Below are 20,038 nucleotides of genomic sequence, written 5' to 3'. Positions count from 1 at the left end.
AACACGACATTATGCAACACGTCATGGTTGTCCATACAACTATCCTTGTCTTAAAACAGGCACTAAAGTAATTCTCCTGCATCTCTCTGTCAACAATCACTATCATGTGAATGTATGTTTTTCGCCTTTGAACAGTTAGTGCCTGAACGGAAACCTGCAAAGTTATTCAAGTTGTAGGCGAGCGATATTTTTAACTGGATGAATACACTACGTATCTCGGAGTCTCGTGCCTCGCTTACCGGGAGTCTCGTGCCTCGCTTACCGGGAGTCTCGTGCCTCGCTTACCTGAGGATAATTTTTCGAGGATAACGAAAATATGGGTGGAAAGGGACATTGTCGAACAGCCTCGTGCTCTGAAGATCTTTACGTGTCGTAAAAAATGTTCCGCAATTTTAGTGCACTGCGAGGCACGGGTGTAGGAGCATAGCGAAGACTTCGGACAAGATCCGACGTTTCAAGGTGTATAGAGCACTGGTTATAAAAAAGCGTATTACCTGAAATGCCTGCAACTTGTTGTTCATCTTCTTTTCTGGTATAGATAGATTTCTTATAGAAGTCGCCTGAAAGGCGACACCATCCATTAACGATTTATCCCGGTTTTTTCATATATATGATAGGTATTTTTGACTCTGGAATTGGCGGCATGACTGTGGCACGAGCCATCGAACGCCTTCTTCCCCGCTTGCAGATCCTCTATTTCGGCGATCTTGCCAGAACTCCCTACGGCCCCAAGAGTGACTCGGCTATTCTTGATTACTCCATAGAAAACACCGCATTCTTAATTGAGCAAGGGGCAAAGGTTATAGTAATTGCCTGTAATTCAGCCTCCAGTGTCGCCACAGAAAGACTCCGAAAAGAGTTTAATGTACCGATAATTGAGGTTATCACTCCTGCAGTCCAGGAAGCCATCAAAGTTTCCAGAAATGGCAGACTCGGAATAATCGGAACCAGTGCCACAATCCGCAACAACCTTTATGAAAAGCAGATACATGCCATTCATGCAGAACATAAAGTTTTTTCTCAAGCCTGCCCGCTTCTTGTGCCGCTTGTTGAAGAAGGCTGGATGAACAAACAAGAGACCAAAATGGTCATTCGCCGTTATCTGCACCCATTAAAAGACAAGCAGATTGATACTCTTATTCTTGGATGCACCCACTACCCGCTGCTGAAGCATTTCATCCAGGCGCGTATTGGTAAGCGAGTTACTCTGATTGACTCTTCAGAAGCTGTGGCAGGATACTTAAAAAACTTCCTGCAAGAAAATCCGGAACTGCTTACTGTTGATGAAGAAAATCCTGCCCACCAGTATTTTGTCTCTGACATTACCGAAACTGCGCAGAAAACAGCTAATTCAATTTTTCAACGAACAATAGAGCTCATACCCGCATGAATCTCATAAAATCAATTACTGTTCCTGCAGTCCTACTGGGCATAATGCTGCTCTTCGCGCCTGCTATCATGGCAGAAACCGGCAAAGCAACCGAATTTCCGGAAGACATTATCTCACGCCTGCAAAGTAAATATGACAACATGACCAGTCTGTCATTTTCTTTTAAGCAAAGAAGTCAGGGGGAAATGAGCGGCAGGCCTAAAACCGGCAGTGGCACGGCGTATTTTCACAAGCAGGACACGACAAGCCGTATGCGCTGGAACTATGCGGAACCCGATCGGCAGGTGCTCATCAGTGATGGGAAAACCTTCTCAATGTATTTTGCTCAATTGCAACAGATGATCATTAGTCCGGCTGAACAACTTGATAATGATCTTACCTACTCGTTTTTTAGCGGACGGGCAAAAATTGCCGATACGTTCCATATTCTCCCGCCAGACCCTGAATATATTCAGGAGCAGGTAAACGAAGGGCAACCAAAACCTTTAAAACTCGTTCCGAGGGAACCCCAGTCGCAGATGCAGTCTATTCACCTCTGGGTAACTGAAGACTCGCTCATTCGCCGCATTGAAATTCGGGACCATTTTGACACAATCACACTCTTGAATCTCAGTAATATTGAAGTGAATTTTCTCGATGACAAACCGGCAGCACAAGTAGATTCACTGTTTTCGTTCACCCCGCCGGAAGGCACAGAGATAATTCGTCAATAAGTGATGCCCAATATCAACAAAGTTCCCCACCAGCAGGTGATCCTCGCTTCAATGCCCTGGGCGATATTCAATCGACCATCTATCCAACTTGGAGCGCTCAAGGCCTATGTTGAGCAGGTCACCAATACCCGGGTAACAACACTACACCCTTATCTGCATATCGCACGGGTTATAGGTACGGATAGCTATGCCACCATTGCCGATAACAGCTGGGCTGGTGAAGCAATTTTCTCAGCATTGCTCTTCCCCGAGCGGTTTGAAAAAGCACATCAACTCTTTACCCAAAGCCTTGGAAAAAAAGCTACCGGTCTCCCTGCATTTGAAACACTTGTCAATGCTGTAGAAGAAACCTGTAATACCTGGGTAGAACACGTCAACTGGAGTGATTATTCGCTTGCAGGCTTCTCACTGTGTTTTAATCAATTACTGGCATCACTCTATATAAGCTCACGAGTCAAGACAGTTCAGAACGTTCCGCCTATTGTCTTTGGCGGTTCATCATGCGGCGACTCACTTGGTCAATCGCTCCTCGACCACTTTCCACAGGTTGATTATATAATTGACGGTGAAGGCGAAACCCCTCTTGCCGGCTTATGTGATTTTATTGCAGACCAGACCAAACCATTTCCTGAGAGAGTATTAGCTAGAATCGACTCTGACAACCGAATTGCTTCACCGGAAATACCTGATTTAAACAGTCTTCCGGTACCCGATTACGGCCCATATTTTCAACAGTTAAAGAGTGTTTTCCCTGATTCTCCGTTTATACCCACCCTTCCACTGGAGTTTTCACGCGGATGCTGGTGGAACAAGTGCACCTTTTGCAATCTCAACCTGCAATGGTGTGGATACAGGCATAAAAAGGCAAATAAAGTCTCCCAGGAACTGAAGCAGCTCGCAGCAAACCATCAGTGCCTTGATTTTACCTTTACTGACAATGCCCTCCCTCCAGCCGAAGCTGATATTTTTTTCAAAAAGGTATCGGAGGGTCAAGCTGACTACCGTTTCTTTGCAGAGATACGGGGGATAGGTAAATTCCACAAACTCCACGCGTATAAACAAGGGGGGCTCGATACAATCCAGGTGGGAATCGAATCCCTTTCCAACAGCCTGCTGAAGAAAATGAAAAAGGGGGTTGATGTTATCGACAACATCGCCATCATGAAATTTTCAGCCGCTGCCGGTATCAGTCTGGAAGGTAACCTGATTGTTGAATTTCCCGGTTCTACAGATAAAGAAATAGAGGAGACACTCAGCAATCTGGAGTATGTTCTACCTTATAATCCCCTTGCTCCTGCGGCATTCTTTCTTGGGCACGGATCACCTGTGGAAAAGCAGCCTGCTGATTACAGCATTTCAGCAATCACTCACCATCGTAAAAACAGGGCTCTTTTCCCAACAAGCTACATGAAAACGCTTAAACTCCTCATTCGCGACTATCGAGGAGACCGCCAGGAACAACGAAAAAGGTGGCAGCCAGTAAGAAAAAGAATTGCACAATGGCAACAGTTCCATGCCAATCGCAATTCTGTGACATCATCACCGCTAAATTATCGCGACGGCGACACCTTCTTACTGATTCGCCAGGAAATCGCAGGAGCAGCTCCTCTTCGTCATAGATTGCAGGGGCTATCCAGAGAGATTTACCTTTTCTGTGAAGAGATCCGTACAATTTCTGAACTCACAGAAGCCTTTAGTTCACTTAAAGAATCAGCAATACTTGCATTTATTCACCAACTCTGTCAAAAACGTCTGATGTATCGAGAGAATGGCAGAGTGATCTCATTGGCAATCCGCTGCAACTGAAACATACGGGCTGTCATTTCTTAATTATTTATGTCAAAAATAGCCATTATCTCAGATACCCATGATCAAATAGCCAACCTGCGTGCTGCAATCTCCCACTGCAATACAGAGAGCGTTGATCTAATTATCCATTGTGGAGACCTCATTTCACCGTTTATGTTAAAAGAACTGGCGAAATTTAACGGTCCGACCCACCTTATATATGGTAACAATGCAGGTGACCAGCATCTCATATCGAGCCGTTGCTCAAATGAGTATGCTAACATTACCCATCATGGTATCTTCGGCAGAATAACAGTATGCGGCCTAAAGGTAGCTTTTGTCCATTATCCCGATATGGCGATGGGCCTTGTCAGGCAAAAAGAGTATGACATAGTATGTTGCGGTCACAACCACAGGAATTACATTGAGCAATATGAAGAGACCTTACTTATCAATCCGGGTCATATGCTTGGTGAAAACGAATCAGGAGGCTTCACTGTACTGGACTGCACCACAATGTCAGTTCAGCGAATCAGTGTAGGCGAATGTATGTTCAACCGGGAGGTCAGGGTAGAATCAAACGGACCTGCCCGTCATTTACACCCAACCCTCAACCGATAACCCCAAGAAGAGCTAATCGTATTTACAGGAAATAGCCATGGAAGAAAACAACCTGAGCTTTGAAGACCTGTTCAATCAGGAATCAACCAAGAAGCTTCGCAGTTTTAAACCGGGACAAAAAGTAACAGCCACTATAATTGAAATGAGTGGTGAGTCAGTTTTTCTTGATGTCGGCGGAAAAAGTGAAGGCATTGTAGAGAGCGCGGATCTTAAAAATGAGGATGGAGAAATTACCGTAGCTGTCGGTGACCGTATTGACGTGTATTTTCTCAAGTCCAGCGCGTCCGGACTCGTTTTTGCTGCAAAGCTTGGTGGTGGTTCCGGAGCTGAACAACTGGAAGAAGCGTGGCGTAGCGGAATACCTGTTGAAGGGTTAGTAAAAGCCGAAACCAAAGGTGGATTTGAAGTCACCCTCGGTGGTAATATCCGTGCCTTCTGCCCGTTCTCCCAGATGGGACTGCGTAGGGTAGACGATGCCGCTGCCACATATCTTGACACGCGCATGATCTTTCGAATCACTCGATTTGAATCCAATGGAAAGAATATTGTAGTTTCTGCCCGCGCGATCCAGGAAGAAGAACGTGAAGCCCGAAAGGAAGAACTTAAACAGACCCTCAACGAAGGGGATCTGGTAGAGGGTGAAATCACTTCCCTTCGTGACTTTGGTGCCTTCGTCGATATTGGCGGAGTTGACGGATTAATTCCCATTTCAGAAGTAGGCTGGACACGGGTTGAAAATATATCTGATTACTTTGCAGTCGGCCAGCATGTGAAGGCGATCGTCAAGAAACTTGATTGGGAAAAAGACCGGATTTCTTTAAGTTTCAAAGAGACCCAGACTGATCCATGGGAAGAAGCTGTTAACAGCTTTCCCGAAGGCTCTACTCAACAGGGTACTGTTTCCAGGCTTGCACAGTTTGGTGCATTCGTGACGCTCGGACCAGGTGTGGACGGCCTCGTACACATCTCCAAGCTCGGTGGCGGACGCCGCATCAACCACCCAAGGGAAGTTCTCGAAGAAGGTCAGGAGCTTGAGGTCGTTGTGGAATCCATCGACATAGGAGAGAGACGCATCAGCCTTGCACCGACTGATTATGTTTCGGACGAGAGCAAGGAAAATGTGGAAAAAGCTGAATATACCAACTATGTAAAACAAGAGAAAAAATCAAAAGGAACAGAAGATACAGGAAGTTTCGGTGCCCTTTTGAAAGCCAAGATGCAACAGAAAAAGAAATAGTTTTTCTTACGGCTGTATAAATAAAAAAAGCCATTCAAGAATATAAGCATTCTTGAATGGCTTTTTTTATATCAATTAGTAGTACTCTTATAGTGACTGGCGCATAGCCTCAAACATAATTACTGCCGCAGCCACAGAACTGTTCAGTGAATCCAATGTCCCAACCATAGGAATCGAGATCAGTACATCACACTCTTTCTTTACCAGTGGACGAATCCCTTTTCCTTCACTTCCAACCACGATACAGGCAGGAGCATTAAGATCGGCAGTATAGAGTGACTGAGCTGTATCATCTTTTACGGCACCATAAATCCATGCACCCGCTTCTTTGAATTTCTTCAGAGCAGATACCAGATTGGTCACCTGGCAGATATCGATATGTGACATTGCCCCAGCTGATGACTTAGCTGCTGTGCCACCTAATGGTGCAGAACGCTCACGGGTGATCACTACTCCGCTCACTCCTGATGCGAGCGCTGAACGGACAATCGCGCCAAGATTATGAGGATCCTGCAACGTATCACATACGATAATGCGAGGTTTTTCACCAGCGTTGACTTTGGCCGCAAACTTCTCAACCATTTGATCAAAATCCATCAATGAACTTGAACTTTTTCTAGCCAGAACTCCCTGATGACGGATCTCGGAAGCACCTTCACCGGTAAGGCGAAACGCCGGTAAAAATGAAATTTTAATTTTGGCATTGCGGGCCAACTCAATAATTTCATCCTGTTTTTTGCCACGCCTGTCTTTTAGGAGGATAACCTCTGTGATCCGATCAGGCTCCTGTGCTAATGCTTCGACTACCGGGTGCGTTCCCCACAACAGATCATCGCTGACCTTAATACGTTTTTCGCTACCTTGCCGTTGCTGTTCGTGCTTTACATTCTTCATTCAGACTGATCCATCCCGAAGGGTTCACCATTAATTTTCCGCCGCCTTTTTGAACGCTCGGCGATTATAATTGATGCAAGCGTCTCTGCCGCTTCATCAAGCGCATCATTGACTATGAGGTACTCATAGAGGTCTGCAGATTGCATTTCCTTACTGGCATTGCTTAAGCGTAACTGCAGGGTCTCTTCATCCTCTGTGTTTCTGCCGCGCAACCGCTTCTCAAGCTCATCAATACCAGGCGGAGCAATAAAAATCTGTACAGCTTTGAGTTGGTCAGAGTCACGGATGATAGCAGCACCCTGAACATCGATGTCGAGAACTATATCACGCCCCTCATCCAACTGTTCTGAAACAGCCTTTGTGCTTGTGCCGTAATAATTATCATGAACACGTGCCCATTCAATGAACTGATTCTGTTCAATCATGCGCTCAAACTCTGCTGTTTCAACAAAGTAATACTCCCGCGCGTGCTGCTCGCCTTTTCTCGGTTTTCGGGTGGTGTGTGATACCGAAAAATTCAATCCGGGAATCCGATTCATTACCTTTTTCAGCAAGGTTGTCTTACCGGTGCCGGATGGTGCCGAAATTACGAATAAGATGCCTTTTTTCATAATATTTTTTGTCTATGTTATTGCTTTTCAAGCTCAGTGTGTGCGAGATGATATTCCGGATGAAGTGCCTGCATCCTTTGGGTAATCGTATCGGACTGCACCGAGGAAAGAATGATATGATTCGAATCCATCACCAGAATCGAACGCGTCCTCCTTCCTTCAGTCACATCAACAAGCTTGCCTTCTTTTTTTGCGAGTTCTTTCAGTTTTCTGGCAGGGGATGAACCGGTATTAACAACCGCAATTATCCGCTCAACCATCACAGTATTTCCAAATCCGACATTTAATAGCTTCATACAGTATTTCCCTGCCTCATCAGGACGAAGTCAACGGGCAGAATAGATAGTATACATCTCATTTCCTACCGAAAACTACAGCCGCGATTTGCTGACTCGTTGTCACGCGAATAAAAAGATTCAGATAGCAAAACACTGCCTGAATAGTCGAATGTCGAGTGTATCAATTGAAGTAGATTAATATCGTTTAGAAAATCCTATTACTCGATATTCTGAACCTGCTCTCTCATCTTCTCGAGTTCACTCTTTAAATCAACAGTCAGATGTGCAATACTGGCATCATTAATTTTAGAGGCCATCGTGTTGACCTCTCTCAGGAACTCCTGAATAAGAAAATCAAGTTTTCTACCAACCGCGACATTTTCTTTCAGAAAAGCGGCAAACTGCTGAATGTGGCTCCGCAGTCGAACAATCTCTTCTGTAACGTCTGTCTTGTCGGCTAGTACTGCAACTTCCTGAGCGAGCCGCATCGGGTCCATTTCTGTGTTACCAAGAAGTTTCTCCAGACGTTCCTTAAGATTGTTCTGACGAGTCTCCAGAAGCTGCGGAATCGACTGCTCAATCGTAGTGATTGTATCGGTGAAAAATTGCAAACGATCACTAAGATCTGCTACCAGGGCATCTCCCTCCTTTCCGCGCATTACCGTGCAGTTTGCAAGAGCTTTATCGAGAGCATCTTCGAGAAACGGCCAGATCTGCTCAATATCTTCTTCATCCTGCTCACGCACCATTACCTCAGGGTATGAGGCCAGCAATGATGCGGAAACTGTATCATCCAGATCAAACGTATTTGCAATTTTTGCCAGAGCTTCCTTATAATTTTCAGCAAGGCCTAAATTCACCTTCACATGCAACAAGTCGGAAAAATCACCACTCACCGTAACCACGAGATCTACACGACCTCTCTGGTGAAATTCAGATACTTTTTTCCGTATGCGTTCCTCTATACTTAGATAGCCTCGCGGAAGCTTGGTTTTAAGATCCAGAAACCTATTATTTACACAGCGCAACTCAACAGTCCACACACGCCCTGCATTTTCAGCTTCACCTCGTCCAAAACCGGTCATACTTCTTACAGGCATAATCAACCTTTTCTCATGTACTCTAATAAATAAAAAAACGATGCAAAGGGGGCCCCTCTGCATCGTTAGTCTAAAAAGCGGCAACCCTCGTGCCATAGGTGGCTGGAATTACTTCTTCGCCATCACGACGTTCAATTCCTTAACAATAGCTTCGCTTAATTCTGCTGCGTTGTCAAAATAAACAACACCTGCTTTAACGTCAAGAATTGCGGTATACCCATTCTTCTTGCCGTACGCAGCAACAACATCTTGGAGCGATTCGAGTATTGGTTTGACGGCTTTGTCCTGCATCTGCTGGAGTTCATTTTTTGCATCCTCATTTCTGAGTTGCATATCGCGTCGTTTCTTGCGTAACTCCGCAACTTTTTCCTTGGTCTTATCCTCACTCCATGCAGAGCTTTTCTTCTCAATCTCCTGCTGTAAAGCAACAATTGTATCATCTTCTGCTTTAAATGAAGACTGAAGCTCTTTCATGCGAGTTTCGAGCTGACCTTTCAGGGTCTGGCCGGCATCGCAAAGACTAAGGATTTTCTGTCCATTTATTACACCGATTTTTGATTCGGCTAAAGCTGTTCCAGCACCTGCAATTGTAACGGCACTAAGCAGTGCCAGCGCTACCATCCATTTTTTCAAAGTCATTACCTTCTCCAGGTAAACCGGAAATCAATTACTGCACGGGAAGTTTCCGGTGAGTGATAAATTTATTCTTGAATTACAAAATCGTCACGGCGATTCTGTGCCCAACTCAATTCATCGTGACCGTGAAGGAGGATACGCTCCTCACCATAACTGACAGTAGTCAATCGTGCTTCGCTCACGCCCAGATTCATCAGATATTTTTTAGAACTGAGGGCACGTCTCTCACCAAGAGCCATATTATATTCGTTGGTGCCGCGAGAATCGCAGTTACCTTCGATTTTAATATTTACCCCGGGATTATTTTTAAGGAATTCTGAATTCACCTGAATACGTGAAACCTGATCGCCACGAATATCAGAAGAGTCAAAATCAAAATATACAGGAAGCATAGGACCGGAGGTACGACCTTCCATGATTCCGCCAATTGCCTTGGACTCCAATGGTTCTTCAACACCCATAGCTTCACCGCTATCCACTTTCATTTCAGTATCTGTGGCTTTTTGCTTACCACAACTTGAAAGTGCAAGAACAGATACACAAAGTAATGCGGGTAATGCCGCACGTAAATTTCTTATCATGACCAGAACCTCCTAGAGTTTCTAAATGGTTATCTTCTTCGACCGGCAGACACCTGGGAAAATGTCCGTAGGGGACTTTTTACATCCTCTTCATTACTTTACCTTAAAAACGGTATATATAAAGGAAAGCACACCAAATTCAACAATTATTTTTGTCAATACCAATTTACACTGTCAATGACACTCTATTTCACCTGAGTAATTGACTCTGCATCACTTGAGGAATTACTATATGTAACATGTCACTTTTGAGACCAGTACATATTTTTATCCAGATTTTAACAAAACAACCAATCTCATCCACTCATTTGTCAGGAAAATGATAGCCACTTCAACACAGCTTACCGAAAGCCTTCTCGTCACCCATAAACTTGGGAATTTTTTCGGTGTTTCCAGAAAAGTCTTCGAACAGGTCTGGAACTCCTTAACACATCCTGAGGGTAATTGTGTGGCCTACATATCTATGGAGATCGGGGCTGACCCGGATGTGTACAGCCCAATAGCTGATTTGCTTAAAGTATCCCCGCTTGCAGGACAAATATCCGAACAACACAGGTTCTTTGACAGTAAATTCAGAGAAGGTCCACAGAAAATCCCCAACTATAGCGGTGGACTCGGGATTCTGGCAGGAGATACCCTCAAGAGCTTTGCCGACTGTCACCTTCCTGTTATCGCCGTAAGTCTCCTTTATCGTAAAGGGTATTTTGCCCAGGTTGTCGACTCCAACCTTGGTCAGATTTCTCAGGTAGTTGACTGGCACCCTGAAGAAGTGCCTGGATTATATTTGCTCAAGGACCCAGAAAAGCCTGAACGCCCACTAATAATTGAAATCCCGTTTTTTACAAGAAATCAAAAAGAACATATTGTTCCGGCTCAAATCTGGATGAAAATGGAGGTCAGTCATAACCTCGATTATTTCATACCTGAGTTGCTTCTGGATTTCGACCTTCCGGAAACACCAGCATTTATTAAATCAGCTGTGTCTCAATTATACAATGCCGAATCTTCGATGATTAAAGCAATTCAGCGAAGAATGCTCGGTGCAGGTATACTTCCGGCCTTGCGAGCGCTGGGAATCAGCCCCAAAACATTTCATCTCAACGAGCAGCACGGTGTTGTCCTTGCTACTCAGCTCATTGCAGAGCAGTTACATAACAATTACATAGAACAGACCACAGGCAAATCCTATAAAGACCAAATACTCACAGCAGCAAATGACGTTGCAAAAATGCTGGTTTACACTATTCATACCCCCGTTAAAGCCGGACACGACCGCTTCAGCAAACTCCTCTATAGTGAGATCTGCAGTTCTGCCTGTAAAGACGTTCTAGATATCCTGGCTCAGGACGATGAACACCCTGAGGAATACAATTTCACCAACATGGCAATGCGTGTAAACCGTTCCGCCAATAGCGTCAGTCGACTTCACAGAGATGTAACTCATAAACAGTTCCCTGATTTTGCTCATAAGATATCCGCAATCACCAATGGAGTTCACCACCTGACCTGGATCAGCGAAAACCGTTCCAGCGTGTTTGACACATTTCCTGAACTGGAAAACTGGCGGAGCAATCCCGGCGTATTCAGAAATGCAGCCAGACTCAAAAATAACGCAACATTCCGTTCTGACCTCTATAACGCCTGGAAAAAAGATTCCGCTATCCTTATTCAGTACATTAACACGATGCTTAAAAAGCATCGCCTGCAGATGGCCGAAACATGGATAGATCCGCCTAATTTTCTTTCAACTATTTCCGATTCAGCAACAGAATTGCAGCCCGATGTGTTTACCGTTGGATTTGCCCGTCGATTTTCTACGTATAAACGTGCAGATCTCATTTTTCATGATCTGGATATGCTCTGCAGGATAATAGTAGACTGCGGATATCCGATCAATCTTGTCTTTGCCGGCAAGGCACATCCTGCAGATGAACCAGGAAAAAATGTACTCAAATATCTTCTTAGTCTCCAGCAGAAGCTCCATGAAAAGAGTAATGGCTTAGCTAACCTTATTTTCATTCCGGGATACGACATGGAAGTGGCCAAAATGCTCGTCTCCGGTGTACATGCATGGTTAAACTGTCCTAAGCGCCCCCTTGAAGCATCTGGCACAAGCGGAATGAAAGCTGCCATGAACGGAGTGCCGAACATTTCAATAATGGACGGTTGGTGGGTTGAAGGCTATCATAATGGAAGTACCGGTTGGAAGTTTGGTCACGAGGGTCCTATAGAAAGTTCAAGTTTAAATGAGTCCAGGGAGGAGTTACTCTATTTTGAAGACTCAAGCTCATTTTATACCTTACTGCCGAATGTACTCACGGAATTTTACAGTGCAGAATTATCAAATGATTTCATCGACAAAAGCATAATGAATCTGTCGCTGAACGTTCCAATTTTTAATACTCATCGCATGGCCGCAGAGTATCTGCAGCGCTACGATCTTGTGCTGCAGGAACACCAAATGGCAGAAATGGCCGGCTATGCCAAACTTTACAGTAGTGATATTTAAATTTTCGGTTTATATAGCGTGGTTGAATCAATGGGTATCAGCCGAATTCCAAGTCTTCGCCTCCCACAGACGAAGGCATTTTCCGGGAGAAATTTATGGCTAAAGTAAGTATTAGCGCAAACCGAGCTACAGATAAAACAATTCGCGCAATAGACCGCAAACGTGAACGTGAACGGCGCAAAATGTTTCGCACCGCTAAAGATCACTCAGAACCTCTTGCGGCTAAACTTGTGCAGAGATTAATTGATCGTGAAATTATCGAGGCTAGCTCAGTAACAAAAATCAAGCAGTCAATTGTAGACCAGCTTCAAAAGCTGCCACATCTTGAAGATTTCGATCTGCAGATGAAAATCGCACCAATCAGGACACTTGTACAGGATCCTAACATTGTCAGCCTGTACCTGACTCAGTATGTCGTAGAAGACCTTATCAATCATCCTGATATTCTGGATGTTTTTGGTGATGACCTCGATGTATACCGAGCCATTGACTCCGTATTACGAGTGTTGAGACCACAGTGATTCATCCGCCACAAATACCTGCCCTGGTCATCGCTGATGACCAGGGCAATATTTCCGATTTTCCTGATCTTGATATGGCCGGCATGTCTGCCGGAAATTTTACGCGTCCGGTGCTCGAAGACCTGATCCCCCTACCTGAAGGGAGTGAACTTTTCGCCCTGCCGATGCGATTGCCCATAGGCTGTGACAAAGAGACCGGTGAACCTCTCCTGCTAGAGGAATACCCTTACGAGGAAGGGGCAGCAGTTCAGGCAGTGGCTGCTTTTATGGCACCTGCCCACACCGCTATCTTCAACACAGCATATCAAAGTTTGCCAGACGCTCCAACCTTACCGCTTTTTGCATATACAGCAGTTGGTTGGTACGATAACCAGTTCTGGGTTCCAGCTTTTCGCAGCGACAAGGATATCCGCCAGGATTCTGCTCAATATTCACAGGATACTGTTGCCAGAAAGACTAAAGCTCAATTGAAATTGCATACTGACAACAGACTGATTCAGCATCTTGGCAAATGCTGTCTGACATATGGTTGTCCTGCAGCCAGAAATTACTTTCTCGGCAGATGGGAAGCCCCGCTCCCCACTTCTCCTGAGTGCAATGCTCGATGTGTCGGTTGTATTTCCTTGCAGGAATCAGGATGCTGTCCATCAACCCAGGATCGTATTAATTTTGTTCCATCGCCTAAAGAGATAAGCCAGATGGCTGTTCCTCACCTTAACACCGCCGAACGCTCTATAGTGAGTTTTGGCCAGGGTTGTGAAGGAGAGCCTTTACTCCAGGCTGGTGTCATCGAACAAGCTATTAGGTTAATGCGTAAAGCGACCAATGCCGGAACAATCAACCTCAACACCAACGCGAGTCTCCCGGATAAAGTGCAACGCCTTGCTGATGCCGGACTCGACAGCATACGCATCAGCCTGAATTCCCTTCAGGAAGAGAAATACAATTTCTATTACCGGCCTAAAGGGTACCACTTCAATGATGTCAAACAGTCCGCCAGGGTAATGAAAGACGCAGGCCGATTCGTTTCTCTCAATTATTTTATCCTGCCGGGTTTTACAGATTCTGAGCCGGAATTTGAAGCATTGTGTAAATTCATCCACGAATATTCGCCAGACTTCATTCAGCTACGTAATCTTAACATGGACCCTGAATGGTATCTCTCGACTATTAATCACAATTCAACTGTGAGTACTATTGGAATTCTCAAGTGGTATGCTGCACTCAAAAATGAATTCCCCAGCCTTCGTTATGGATATTTCAACCCTGCACTCGATTCATCCAGTGCACCACGTACCATGCTTCCGTTCTGAATCGTTGTAAACCGTGGGCTATTGACCAAAGAAACTGGTATCAGATAAGTAATTTTCCGTTGAATTATTTTCAATTTGATATTATATGCTATATAATAATATTTATTAACCACAAATGTCACTTATGGAAAATACCATGGAATCATTGCCCAACATGCGACTGACCACTCAGCGCCAAATTATTCTTGAAGAACTTGGAAAGGTTACTTCTCATCCTACCGCCAATGAGGTCTATGACATGGTGCGGAAGAGACTGCCACGTATCGGACTTGGCACGGTGTACAGAAACCTTGAGCTCTTAGCTGACAGTGGTGTGATTCTCAAACTTGAAGTTGGTGGTACTCAGAAGCGTTTCGATGCAACTGTCCATCCGCATTATCACATCCGTTGTGCAAGTTGCGGCAAGGTAGATGACATTGATATCCCTGTACAGGAAGATATCAACATGGCGGCATCACATGCAAGCCAGTATGAAGTTCTTGGTCATCATATTGAGTTTTCCGGTATTTGTTACACCTGTTCAGAAAGAAAACCTGATTAAACCAGAACAGCACTCAGCAAATAGACAGAAATAGAAAAGGGCCGTTTCCTGAATATCAGGAAACGGCCCTTTTCTATTTTCTACCCAGTACTAAATCAGGTCAACCCGACAATGAGTATCGCATCGATATCAGCCAAATATAATCTTACAAAAACGTCGTTTGCCTACCTTCAGCAACAACTCGCCTTGCGGGGCAACAGTAGCCTTCATATCTGTAACTTTCTCACCATCAATAGTAACCGCATTCTGCTTAATCATCCTTCTGCCATCAGACGTTGATTTAACAAGATCGGCTTCAAGCATAAGTTGTGGAACCCAGATGTCCTCATCAGATGTGATAGTAACCTCCGGAATGTCATCCGGCAGACCACCTTTCTTGAACACCTGCTCAAAATTATCTTCAGCCGCAGCAGCAGCTTCTTCACCGTGGTAACGAGCTGTCAGCTCACGTGCGAGCTGCTTTTTCACATCCTTAGGATGAAGCGTACCCTTCTCTATACCTGTTTTAAGCTCTGCAATCTCGCTGTTACTCAGATCACTCAACAGTTCATAGTAACGGAACATAAGGTCATCAGAAGCGGACAACACCTTACCGTAAATATCATTTGCAGGCTCTGTGATCCCGATATAATTACCGAGTGACTTGCTCATCTTGTTAACGCCGTCAAGCCCTTCAAGCAAAGGCATGGTTAACACCACTTGAGGTGCCTGCCCATGCGCACGCTGCAGATCACGGCCCATCAGTACGTTGAAACGCTGATCTGTACCACCAAGTTCAACATCCGCTTCCATAGCTACAGAATCATAACCTTGTATGAGCGGGTACATGAACTCATGTATCGAAATAGGTTTTCCGCCTTCGAACCGGTTTTTGAAATCCTCACGTTCAAGCATCCGCGCAACAGTAAGTTGCGAAGCCAGCTTGATCATATCATACGAGCTGAGTTTGCCGAGCCAGGTTGAGTTGAAAACAACTTCAGTTTTCTCAGGATCAAGAATTTTGAACACCTGCTCCTTGTAGGATTCAGCGTTCTTTGCAACATCCTCGGGAGTAAGCGCTTTTCGGGTCTCAGACTTACCGGTCGGATCACCGATCATACCGGTAAAATCACCTATAAGAAAATAGACCTGATGACCGAGATCCTGAAAATGCTTCAGCTTTTGAAGCAGAACAGTATGTCCGAGATGCAGGTCAGGTGCTGTCGGATCAAATCCGGCTTTTACCTTCAGAGGCACACCCGTCTCTGCTGATTTCGTAAGTTTTTTGACCAGTTCCTCACGGGAAATACAGTCGACAACGCCACGTTCAATTAATTCTAACTGTTCATCTATGGAAATCATTGTATTAAATGCCTTATCGCTTAACCTTTCTCTACTGTGTTACTTGGCGTATTCAACTGCCCTGGTTTCTCTGATCACGGTAACTCTGATCTGGCCCGGGTAGGTGAGCTTTTCCTCAACTGATTTAGCAATATCCTGACTCATCAGAATAGCCGCCTCATCATTAATTTTACTCGCATCAACAATAATCCGCAGATCACGTCCCGCCTGGATCGCATAAGATTTTTCAACACCCTGACAGGCATTGGCAATATTCTCAAGATCTTCAAGTCGCTTGACATAACTCTGCAGCATCTCTTTACGTGCACCAGGTCGTGCCCCGGAAAGTGCATCGGCAGACTGGACCAAAACATCAAGAACACTCTGCGGAGGCTGGTCTTCATGGTGTGCACCAATGGCGTAGATCACCTCTTCAGGTTCGCCATATTTCTTGGCCAGGTCCCGACCGATAATCGCATGTGAACCTTCAACTTCGTGATCTACAGCTTTACCGATATCGTGAAGCAAGCCAGCACGTTTTGCCATTTTGACATCAAGACCAAGCTCGGCAGCCATGATTCCACATAGAAACGCGACTTCAAGCGAATGCTGCAAGACATTCTGCCCGTAACTTGTTCGATATCTGAGTCGTCCAAGAAGCTTGATGAGATCAAGATGAACCCCGTGAGCACCAACATCAAAAGTAGCCTGTTCACCGGCTTCTCTTATGGTCACCTCAAGTTCCTTGGTAACCTTTGCTACAACCTCTTCGATTCTGCCAGGGTGAATTCGTCCATCATTAATGAGCTGAAGCAGTGCCAATCGCGCGATTTCTCTACGAACAGGATTAAATCCAGAGAGAATAACTGCTTCAGGAGTATCATCAATTATGATGTCAATACCTGTAGCTGCTTCAATTGCACGGATATTTCGGCCCTCACGACCAATAATCCGTCCTTTCATCTCATCATTTGGAAGCGGGACCATAGAGACAGTTTTGTCGGCAACGTAATCGCCGGCATATCGTGAGATAGCAAGAGCAATGACGTTTTTGGCCTTTCTGTCAGCCTCCATTTTCATTTCATTCTCAATGCGAGCAAGCCGCTTCGCCGCTTCCATTCGGGCCTCACTTTCCAATGAGTCCATCAGCATCTTCTTCGCTTCTTCCTGACTTATTCCAGCTATACGCGCCATCTCATAGCGTTGTTTACCAATCAGGTTATCGACTTCTTTGTGCTTTTCACCGATTTCAGCTTCACTATCACGAAGCTTTTTTTCAGCATTCTGCAGGTCACGGGTTTTGCGATCCAGACTATCCCACTCTTTTTTCAAAGTCTCCCGCTTGCGACCAAGCTGCCTCTCCTCGCTTTTCAGTTCTTCCCTTTCAGCTTTGAGTTCTTTCTCGTGTGCCTGCTTAATATGGTAGGCTTCTTCCTTGCTTTGAAGAAGTGCCTCTTTTTTCAATTGGTCAGCTTCAACAATCGCATTTTCGATTATTTGTTTGCTCTGGGCCTGAATGTTCCTTTGATGCCCTTCTATAAACTGCTTCCGCAAAAGGTACCCGGCAACAGCACCTATGGAGAGGCCTAGAAATACGAACAGCGATGGGTGACTCATAACGCTCATGGAATATTTCCTGTTATGCAGTAACTGAATATGCTGTGAAGATAGTGCGCGGGAAGAATAGATGAAACGAGAATGGACAAGAACAGCTTGCGGGAAACCACACGTAAACCAAGTGATCTCTATATGTTAACAGATACAATGAATTATCGGGCAACCTGAACCTTGCCGAGTGAAAGTTTCCTCGGTAGGATATACATCACCCGATCCCCCCTGCTGCTTCCAGGGTTTCCCCAATCTCTACAAGATCGGTAATTGAGAGGTTGTCCGATTCGAGCATTTCAATAGACTGGCTACTCCAATTATCTTTGATTTACTCTAAGCGTAAAACCCATAACCTTGAAATGACACTAAAATCACACCAACACATGTCATTGTGCCAGGCACACAAAAATGCCATAAAATGGCAGCGTTCTGTACAAGGCAGGCCCTCCGGAAACTCAACTTCCCTGCAGCGGGCGATAAATTCTTTCAGTGCCCTTTTTTTTCCTGGCACTCAAACCAGATATCTGAAAAAAGCTACCCTGCTTCTTAATCGTCTTTAATTTCTTCACACAGCCTCTCAGCTGCACTCAGTCTTCAATATTTCAGCTCGGTCACGGGCTATCGTGCCACGCATTGACCGAATATATAAACAGGATGAACGACTGCATTATCCATCCTGATCACTCAACTTCCCCGCACTGCCGTGTCGGCAGGTCAGTTAAACCTATTAAAATAGGTGGGCATCCTCATGCCAATCTCAGGAAATTCTACAAGAGATTTTCCTTAAACCCACAGTGGTGGTACCCTTTTTTAGAGAGTTGGCTCAACACACGCAGCTGATCACCAACAGCGCAGGGAAAACTACAGATTCTACGTCGTCGAGCGGTAGAATCACTCAAGTTTTTGCAATTTTAACTCTATACTAATATGTTTTTAGTATATCAGACTTTCATATAAACGAAAACAAAATATGCAGAAGCGATTCAGCTGATCTTTAGACTGCTGCGTATCTCTTCATTAAGCCGGACATACCGGGTTTCCGAGTCTGATCTGTAATCTTGAAATTCCTGTTTGAGTTTCACATACTTCGATGCAATATTCAAACATGCCATGACAGCCACCTTGCTTGCGGGCAAGGTCCCTCTCCGCGAACCGGCCCCGCCTTCAACCTGTTCACGCACGAGTGAGAGAATCGATTCCAATTCCTTCTCACTTGCTCCGGTATAAAATTTGTATTCCTGTCCAAGCAATTCAAATTTTACCAGCCGTTCATCTTCTATTAATACAGTCATTGATTTCGAAACAACCCCGCATGCTATCGGTTAGTATTCGTTTACTCTGCTTTCTTCCCGATCCTCAGTGACCGTTGTGTCATCGTCAGACTGCGTATCAACAGAACCGAAAAGACTTCCCTGGCGACTCGCATCGCTTGGAGGATTCACGTCGAAAACCTCTTCTCCGAGGTTAATCTCCCATTCCTCAATCTTATCGATTATTCCATTAACACGACTGCCAATTTCATCCTTTTCGATCTCTTTAGCGTTCAACTGTTCGTTTAGGTTGACAATTGTTTCATCACGAACTTGAAGCTCCTGAATAAGTCTGCCGTTTTCTTCTTTCAAATCCTGAAAACTCTGCAGTAATTTACTTACGAAACCTTCTAATTTTTTCAGCTCAGTATCATTTGACATATTATTTCTCCTTCTCTTCGGATAAGGATTTATACAGATTATTTTTGCTGACTATACCAAACACTTCATCTTCCGCAACATCAATCAGGCTCTAGAGTATGGCATCTCTATATTCGTGTGTACTGCCACCCTAGAGGCTTTGCATTCTCATATGGCATATATCCATGGAAAATGCGTGAATCATCGTCAAAAACCAGTGGTAGAAAATATTTATCCCCTTCCCACATTGGTAACTCCATAATCTTGTCAATATCGACCCAATCAAGTTTTCCTTCTTCATTTTCTGTTCTCGGTACACCTTCGAAAGCATCTATTCGATAAATAAACCCAAACCAGTTTTCGCCATTCGGCCCGAAACCGGTCCAGTTGATTGTGCCCCTAAGGACGGCCTCGGTGCAGTGGATACCGGCCTCTTCATAGATCTCCCGAACAAGACATTGATAAATATCTTCCTCAGGCTCCATTTTACCGCCAAGACCATTATATTTTCCAAGATGCTGGTCATCGTCACGCTTGTTTCTGTGAACAAGCAATGTTTTCTTTTTGTCAGGTGACAGAATGTAGCCCAAAGTGGCTACTATTGGTGTATACACGACCTACTCCTTACTTGCAGTTTCATACATTTTTGCGCTAAGCCCTGATATAGATAGAAATGAGTTCCGGTGGTGATCAGGTTGTGATATAGA

20 protein-coding genes and 1 other RNA gene are annotated in these 20,038 nt (G+C 44.8%); 9 read left to right on the top strand and 12 right to left on the bottom strand.

What is annotated here, in order from left to right; all coding sequences use genetic code 11:
* Positions 1–643: 643 nt before the first annotated feature.
* Genes murI through rpsA form a run of 5 tightly spaced genes read left to right on the top strand, consistent with a single transcriptional unit; the run spans position 644 to position 5,749 of the window.
* Positions 644–1,390, top strand: coding sequence for a glutamate racemase (gene murI / locus FCL46_RS03815; protein ID WP_267313677.1), 747 nt, complete (start codon positions 644–646; stop codon positions 1,388–1,390).
* The gene (locus tag FCL46_RS03810) at positions 1,387–2,103 is read left to right on the top strand and encodes a LolA family protein (protein WP_136810035.1); all 717 of its coding nucleotides are present in this window, start codon (positions 1,387–1,389) and stop codon (positions 2,101–2,103) included. The genes murI and FCL46_RS03810 overlap by 4 nt, the downstream gene beginning before the upstream one ends.
* A 3-nt stretch (positions 2,104–2,106) precedes the next feature.
* Positions 2,107–3,909 (top strand): RiPP maturation radical SAM C-methyltransferase, encoded by a 1,803-nt coding sequence (locus FCL46_RS03805; RefSeq protein WP_167506049.1) that lies wholly within the window; start codon positions 2,107–2,109, stop codon positions 3,907–3,909.
* A 30-nt stretch (positions 3,910–3,939) separates the two neighbouring features.
* Positions 3,940–4,512, top strand: a complete 573-nt coding sequence (locus FCL46_RS03800) for a YfcE family phosphodiesterase (protein ID WP_136810037.1) — start codon at positions 3,940–3,942, stop codon at positions 4,510–4,512.
* A 37-nt stretch (positions 4,513–4,549) separates the two neighbouring features.
* Positions 4,550–5,749: a 30S ribosomal protein S1 gene (gene rpsA, locus FCL46_RS03795; protein WP_136810038.1), complete on the top strand. Its 1,200-nt coding sequence runs from the start codon at positions 4,550–4,552 to the stop codon at positions 5,747–5,749.
* An 87-nt stretch (positions 5,750–5,836) separates the two neighbouring features.
* Here rpsA and rlmB read toward each other — a convergent pair whose 3' ends face one another.
* The 6 genes from rlmB to pal form a co-directional block, all read right to left on the bottom strand.
* Positions 5,837–6,643 (bottom strand): 23S rRNA (guanosine(2251)-2'-O)-methyltransferase RlmB, encoded by an 807-nt coding sequence (rlmB, locus tag FCL46_RS03790; protein ID WP_136810039.1) that lies wholly within the window; start codon positions 6,641–6,643, stop codon positions 5,837–5,839.
* A complete protein-coding gene (gene gmk / locus FCL46_RS03785) occupies positions 6,640–7,254 on the bottom strand; it encodes a guanylate kinase (RefSeq protein ID WP_136810040.1) in 615 nt (204 codons plus the stop codon). The genes rlmB and gmk overlap by 4 nt, the downstream gene beginning before the upstream one ends.
* Positions 7,255–7,271: 17 nt before the next feature.
* Entirely contained in the window at positions 7,272–7,550 is a 279-nt protein-coding gene (locus FCL46_RS03780) for a DUF370 domain-containing protein (protein ID WP_136810041.1), read from the bottom strand.
* A gap of 200 nt (positions 7,551–7,750) precedes the next feature.
* Positions 7,751–8,632 (bottom strand): YicC/YloC family endoribonuclease, encoded by an 882-nt coding sequence (locus FCL46_RS03775; RefSeq protein WP_136810042.1) that lies wholly within the window; start codon positions 8,630–8,632, stop codon positions 7,751–7,753.
* Positions 8,633–8,740: 108 nt separating this feature from the next.
* Positions 8,741–9,271, bottom strand: coding sequence for an OmpH/Skp family outer membrane protein (locus tag FCL46_RS03770; RefSeq protein ID WP_136810043.1), 531 nt, complete (start codon positions 9,269–9,271; stop codon positions 8,741–8,743).
* Positions 9,272–9,333: 62 nt separating this feature from the next.
* Positions 9,334–9,849 carry a peptidoglycan-associated lipoprotein Pal gene (gene pal, locus FCL46_RS03765; protein ID WP_136810044.1) on the bottom strand — a complete coding sequence of 172 codons (516 nt, stop codon included), beginning with the start codon at positions 9,847–9,849 and terminating at the stop codon, positions 9,334–9,336.
* Positions 9,850–10,168: 319 nt separating this feature from the next.
* Between pal and glgP the strand changes: the two genes are divergently transcribed.
* The 4 genes from glgP to FCL46_RS03745 all read left to right on the top strand — a co-directional run bounded on the left by glgP (position 10,169) and on the right by FCL46_RS03745 (position 14,733).
* The gene (gene glgP / locus FCL46_RS03760) at positions 10,169–12,358 is read left to right on the top strand and encodes an alpha-glucan family phosphorylase (protein ID WP_136810045.1); all 2,190 of its coding nucleotides are present in this window, start codon (positions 10,169–10,171) and stop codon (positions 12,356–12,358) included.
* Between the two features lie 95 nt (positions 12,359–12,453).
* A complete protein-coding gene (locus tag FCL46_RS03755) occupies positions 12,454–12,879 on the top strand; it encodes a hypothetical protein (protein ID WP_136810046.1) in 426 nt (141 codons plus the stop codon).
* Entirely contained in the window at positions 12,876–14,192 is a 1,317-nt protein-coding gene (locus tag FCL46_RS03750) for a radical SAM family protein (RefSeq protein WP_136810047.1), read from the top strand. The genes FCL46_RS03755 and FCL46_RS03750 overlap by 4 nt, the downstream gene beginning before the upstream one ends.
* A 136-nt stretch (positions 14,193–14,328) precedes the next feature.
* Positions 14,329–14,733 (top strand): Fur family transcriptional regulator, encoded by a 405-nt coding sequence (locus tag FCL46_RS03745; RefSeq protein WP_136810048.1) that lies wholly within the window; start codon positions 14,329–14,331, stop codon positions 14,731–14,733.
* Between the two features lie 129 nt (positions 14,734–14,862).
* Here FCL46_RS03745 and tyrS read toward each other — a convergent pair whose 3' ends face one another.
* The 6 genes from tyrS to FCL46_RS03715 all read right to left on the bottom strand — a co-directional run bounded on the left by tyrS (position 14,863) and on the right by FCL46_RS03715 (position 19,945).
* Positions 14,863–16,074 (bottom strand): tyrosine--tRNA ligase, encoded by a 1,212-nt coding sequence (gene tyrS, locus FCL46_RS03740; protein ID WP_176371585.1) that lies wholly within the window; start codon positions 16,072–16,074, stop codon positions 14,863–14,865.
* A gap of 39 nt (positions 16,075–16,113) precedes the next feature.
* Positions 16,114–17,679 carry a ribonuclease Y gene (rny, locus tag FCL46_RS03735; RefSeq protein WP_136810049.1) on the bottom strand — a complete coding sequence of 522 codons (1,566 nt, stop codon included), beginning with the start codon at positions 17,677–17,679 and terminating at the stop codon, positions 16,114–16,116.
* A gap of 668 nt (positions 17,680–18,347) precedes the next feature.
* Positions 18,348–18,522, bottom strand: a non-coding RNA gene (gene ssrS, locus FCL46_RS03730) — 6S RNA.
* A gap of 122 nt (positions 18,523–18,644) precedes the next feature.
* Complete coding sequence (locus tag FCL46_RS03725; protein ID WP_136810050.1) at positions 18,645–18,953, bottom strand: cell division protein ZapA; 309 nt, start codon at positions 18,951–18,953, stop codon at positions 18,645–18,647.
* 30 nt (positions 18,954–18,983) lie between these two features.
* Entirely contained in the window at positions 18,984–19,352 is a 369-nt protein-coding gene (locus FCL46_RS03720; protein ID WP_136810051.1) for a hypothetical protein, read from the bottom strand.
* A 107-nt stretch (positions 19,353–19,459) separates the two neighbouring features.
* A complete protein-coding gene (locus tag FCL46_RS03715) occupies positions 19,460–19,945 on the bottom strand; it encodes an NUDIX hydrolase (RefSeq protein WP_136810052.1) in 486 nt (161 codons plus the stop codon).
* Positions 19,946–20,038 lie beyond the last annotated feature (93 nt).

Source organism: Desulfosediminicola flagellatus (assembly GCF_005116655.2).
Classification (GTDB): domain Bacteria; phylum Desulfobacterota; class Desulfobulbia; order Desulfobulbales; family Desulfocapsaceae; genus Desulfopila; species Desulfopila flagellata.
This window is presented reverse-complemented; position numbering and strand designations above follow the sequence as displayed.

What these genes read in the sequence shown, in the direction of transcription:
- murI (WP_267313677.1), top strand. Translation starts at nt 644, where the DNA reads ATGACTGTGGCACGAGCCATCGAACGCCTTCTTCCCCGCTTGCAGATC.
- FCL46_RS03810 (WP_136810035.1), top strand. Translation starts at nt 1,387, where the DNA reads ATGAATCTCATAAAATCAATTACTGTTCCTGCAGTCCTACTGGGCATA.
- FCL46_RS03805 (WP_167506049.1), top strand. Translation starts at nt 2,107, where the DNA reads ATGCCCAATATCAACAAAGTTCCCCACCAGCAGGTGATCCTCGCTTCA.
- FCL46_RS03800 (WP_136810037.1), top strand. Translation starts at nt 3,940, where the DNA reads ATGTCAAAAATAGCCATTATCTCAGATACCCATGATCAAATAGCCAAC.
- rpsA (WP_136810038.1), top strand. Translation starts at nt 4,550, where the DNA reads ATGGAAGAAAACAACCTGAGCTTTGAAGACCTGTTCAATCAGGAATCA.
- rlmB (WP_136810039.1), bottom strand. Translation starts at nt 6,643, where the DNA reads ATGAAGAATGTAAAGCACGAACAGCAACGGCAAGGTAGCGAAAAACGT.
- gmk (WP_136810040.1), bottom strand. Translation starts at nt 7,254, where the DNA reads ATGAAAAAAGGCATCTTATTCGTAATTTCGGCACCATCCGGCACCGGT.
- FCL46_RS03780 (WP_136810041.1), bottom strand. Translation starts at nt 7,550, where the DNA reads ATGAAGCTATTAAATGTCGGATTTGGAAATACTGTGATGGTTGAGCGG.
- FCL46_RS03775 (WP_136810042.1), bottom strand. Translation starts at nt 8,632, where the DNA reads ATGCCTGTAAGAAGTATGACCGGTTTTGGACGAGGTGAAGCTGAAAAT.
- FCL46_RS03770 (WP_136810043.1), bottom strand. Translation starts at nt 9,271, where the DNA reads ATGACTTTGAAAAAATGGATGGTAGCGCTGGCACTGCTTAGTGCCGTT.
- pal (WP_136810044.1), bottom strand. Translation starts at nt 9,849, where the DNA reads ATGATAAGAAATTTACGTGCGGCATTACCCGCATTACTTTGTGTATCT.
- glgP (WP_136810045.1), top strand. Translation starts at nt 10,169, where the DNA reads ATGATAGCCACTTCAACACAGCTTACCGAAAGCCTTCTCGTCACCCAT.
- FCL46_RS03755 (WP_136810046.1), top strand. Translation starts at nt 12,454, where the DNA reads ATGGCTAAAGTAAGTATTAGCGCAAACCGAGCTACAGATAAAACAATT.
- FCL46_RS03745 (WP_136810048.1), top strand. Translation starts at nt 14,329, where the DNA reads ATGGAATCATTGCCCAACATGCGACTGACCACTCAGCGCCAAATTATT.
- tyrS (WP_176371585.1), bottom strand. Translation starts at nt 16,074, where the DNA reads ATGATTTCCATAGATGAACAGTTAGAATTAATTGAACGTGGCGTTGTC.
- rny (WP_136810049.1), bottom strand. Translation starts at nt 17,679, where the DNA reads ATGAGCGTTATGAGTCACCCATCGCTGTTCGTATTTCTAGGCCTCTCC.
- FCL46_RS03725 (WP_136810050.1), bottom strand. Translation starts at nt 18,953, where the DNA reads ATGACTGTATTAATAGAAGATGAACGGCTGGTAAAATTTGAATTGCTT.
- FCL46_RS03720 (WP_136810051.1), bottom strand. Translation starts at nt 19,352, where the DNA reads ATGTCAAATGATACTGAGCTGAAAAAATTAGAAGGTTTCGTAAGTAAA.